Here is a 3,324-nt window from a genome sequence, read left to right as displayed (position 1 = left end):
GGCTAAAGCACAGCGAGGCGTGGGGCCGGAACCTTCAGGTTGTCCTGCTCGGGGCGGGAACCTTCAAGCTGCGTGGCTGGCCTGGGCCTGCTGCCAGGCCGCCTTGAAGCTGTCGAGCTGGGCTTCGATGGTGTAAGGCTCGCCGATCACGTCGGCCACGGCCTCGGTGGTCTTGAGGCCGTTGCCGGTGATGTAGGCCACGGTGGTTTCATCGGGATTGATCTTGCCCTGCTCCGCCAGCTTCTTCAGCACGGCAATGGTGGTGCCGCCTGCGGTTTCGGTGAACACGCCCTCTGTTTCGGCCAGCAGCTTGATGCCCTCGATGATCTCGGCGTCGCTCACGGCGGCGATGCTGCCCTGGGTGCGGTTGGCGATGTCGATGGCGTAGGGGCCATCGGCCGGATTGCCGATGGCGATCGACTTGGCGATGGTGTTCGGCTTCACCGGGGTGATGAAGTCACGTCCGGCGGCGAAGGCCTGGGCGATGGGGCTGCAGCCCTCGGCCTGGGCGCCGCTGAAGCGCACCGCTTTTTCATCCACCAGGCCCACCTTGATGAACTCATCAAAGCCCTTGCGGATCTTGGTGAACAGGGAGCCCGAGGCCAGGGGCGCCACGATGTGATCGGGGAGCTGCCAACCGAGCTGCTCGATTACCTCGTAGCCGAGGGTCTTGGAGCCCTCCGAGTAGTAGGGACGCAGGTTGATGTTCACGAAGCCCCAGCCGAAGGTGTTGGCCACCTCGGAGCAGAGGCGGTTCACCTGGTCGTAGTTGCCGTGCACCGCCATCAGGGTGGGGTTGTAGATCAGGGTGCCGAGCACCTTGCCCAGCTCCAGATCGCTGGGGATGAACACACAGCACTCGAGGCCGGCGTGGGCGGCGATGGCGGCGGTGGAGTTGGCCAGGTTGCCGGTGGAGGCGCAGCTCACCGTCTTGAAGCCGAGTTCCTTGGCGCGGGTGAGGGCCACGGACACCACCCGATCCTTGAAGGAGAGCGTCGGCATGTTGACGCCGTCGTTCTTGATGTAGAGGCTTTTGAGACCGAGCCGCCTGGCCAGGTTGTTGGCCTTGAGCAGCGGCGTGAAGCCCGTGCCCACGTCGATCGGGTCGCCCTCGATCGGCAGGAAGTCGCGGTAGCGCCAGATCGAGGCGGGGCCGGCTTCGATCGTGGCCCGGCTCACCTTGTTGCGGATCGCCTCGTAGTCGTACACCACCTCGAGGGGCCCGAAGCAGACGTCTTCACAGACGTGGCGGGCGGCGGCTTCATAGGCGTGGCCGCATTCCTTGCAGCGCAGACCGGTGAAGGTGGAGCGGGAGAGGGTGGCCGTCACAGCGATCGCCCGTTGTTGATGCCGAACCCTAACAGCGCCTTCCAGGGACTCGTTTTAATGCCGAGTTCTGGGATCGGAATTAATTCCAGGGTCTGAGCCGGTGAGCTCTGCCGCTGGGGCTTGTCGCTTTGCGCAGGCTGCCTAGCCTCAGCCCGTGACCCGTTCCGACCGCCCAGCACCCCGCGGCCGCCTCCCGTGGCGGCTCGGCCTGCCGTTGCTGCTGCTGGCCGCCTGCCTCGCCGCGGTGCTGGCCTCCCGGCTCTGGGTGGAGTGGAGCTGGTTCTCCCAGTTTTCGCTCGACTCCGTGCTGCTGCGCCGCTGGGGCCTGCAGCTGCTCGGCCTGGGCCTGGGCCTGGGCCTCACGGCCCTGCTGCAGGCCTGGCTGCTCTGGTTCTGGCGTTTGCCCGGCGCCGCCAGGGGGCGTCTGCCCCTGCCGACGCTTCCCTACGGCCTGCTGCTGCTTGTGCTGCTGGCGGGCACTCTGGTTCCCCTGGCCCTGGTCTGGGGCCTGACGGCCAGGCTGGCCTTTCAGCCCTTCGACCCGCAGCGGCTGCACGGCCTGATCGGCCTGGCGGGGCTCAGTCCCGGTCCGCTGCTGCTGGCCGCGGTGGTGGCCGCCGTGCTGCTGGGGTTTCGCCCCGAAGCCGGGGCGCGACTGCTGCACGCCGTCCTGGGGCTCGGCCTGGCCCTGGTGCTGGGGCGGGGCTGGGGTCTCTGGAGTCTGGCGGTGGTGGCTGAGCCCAGCGGCATCCGTGAGCCGCTGCTGGGCGCCGACGTGAGCTTTGTGCTGCTGCGCTTCCCCGCCCTGGCCCTGGCGCTCACCCTGGCCCTGGCTCTGGTGCCATCTCGCTGGCAAACGCCTCGGGTTCTTCACGCTCCAGGCTCAAGGCGGGGTCGCCGGGCTCTGGATCCCAGGGGGGCGATTCCATCAGGGGTGGCGCAGGCTCTGGTTCTGGCTGTGGTTGCGGCACTGGCTCAGGGTTCTGCTCGGGCGCCTGCGTTTGTTCAGCGTCGGGCTCGGGCTTAGAGCTCTGAACCGCCGCAGGGTCAGGTTCCGGTTCGGCGCGCGCCTGACCCTCATTGCCACCAGAGGCAATGCTTGGCGGCTCACGGCGATCAGCCCCCGGCCGGAAAGCCAGCATCCGGAGCAGGGTCATTTCAAATCCCATACGGGCATCCGGCGTGACCGCCAGATCTTTCCGACCCATCAACGCCGCCTGATAGAACAGCTGGGCGTCTTCCGCGCTCAACTGCTTTGCCAGTGACTGAACCTGAGCGGCATCGCCCAGGGCATTGTCGGCACTGCCCGGTACTACCTGTTCCATGGTGACCCGGTGAAAGAGCGATAGCAGATCCGCCAGAATGACCGCGTAATCCGGCGCAAAATCTGAAATGCGGCTGATCTCCGCCAGCAGACCGGGGCCATCCCGCTCGACCAGCGTTGTAACGATGCGTTCAATGTCACGCTGGTCAATGGTGCCCAGCATATTGCTGACATCACTGGCAGCCAGATTCTGGTTGCCGAAGGCGATCGCCTGGTCAGTCAGACTCAGGGCATCACGCATGCTGCCGTCCGCCGCCCGGGCAAGCAGCCAGAGCGCAGGCTCCTCAAAGGGAATCTGCTCTTCGGTCAGTACGTGCTTGAGGTGGCCTACGATGTGCTCCGGTGTCATCCGCTTCAGGTTGAACTGCAAACAACGGGATAGCACCGTCACCGGCAGTTTCTGGGGATCGGTCGTAGCCAGAAGGAATTTCACGTGCTCGGGCGGCTCTTCCAGGGTCTTCAGGAAGGCGTTGAAGGACTGGTTGGTGAGCATGTGCACCTCATCGATGAGGTACACCTTGTAGCGGCCGCGACTGGGGGCGTACTGAACGTTGTCTGTCAGTTCACGCATGTCGTCAACACCGGTGCGGGAGGCCGCATCGATCTCTATCAGGTCAACAAAACGCCCTTCCAGGATTTCCTGACAACTACCACACTTGCCACACGGATTT

At 65.4% G+C, this 3,324-nt stretch carries 2 protein-coding genes and 1 pseudogene; 1 reads left to right on the top strand and 2 read right to left on the bottom strand.

Annotation, left to right across the window (positions count from 1 at the left end; genetic code table 11):
* Positions 1-63: 63 nt before the first annotated feature.
* The gene (gene thrC / locus IQ216_RS12745; protein WP_186699363.1) at positions 64-1,329 is read right to left on the bottom strand and encodes a threonine synthase; all 1,266 of its coding nucleotides are present in this window, start codon (positions 1,327-1,329) and stop codon (positions 64-66) included.
* 154 nt (positions 1,330-1,483) lie between these two features.
* Between thrC and IQ216_RS14805 the strand changes: the two genes are divergently transcribed.
* Complete coding sequence (locus tag IQ216_RS14805) at positions 1,484-2,356, top strand: UPF0182 family protein (protein WP_193815771.1); 873 nt, start codon at positions 1,484-1,486, stop codon at positions 2,354-2,356.
* Between the two features lie 163 nt (positions 2,357-2,519).
* Here the strand turns inward: IQ216_RS14805 and dnaX are convergent.
* Positions 2,520-3,263 (bottom strand): annotated as a pseudogene (dnaX, locus tag IQ216_RS14800) (DNA polymerase III subunit gamma/tau); the annotation flags it as partial.
* Between the last annotated feature and the right edge of the window lie 61 nt (positions 3,264-3,324).

Source organism: Cyanobium sp. LEGE 06143 (assembly GCF_015207535.1).
Lineage (GTDB): Bacteria > Cyanobacteriota > Cyanobacteriia > PCC-6307 > Cyanobiaceae > NIES-981.
This window is presented reverse-complemented; position numbering and strand designations above follow the sequence as displayed.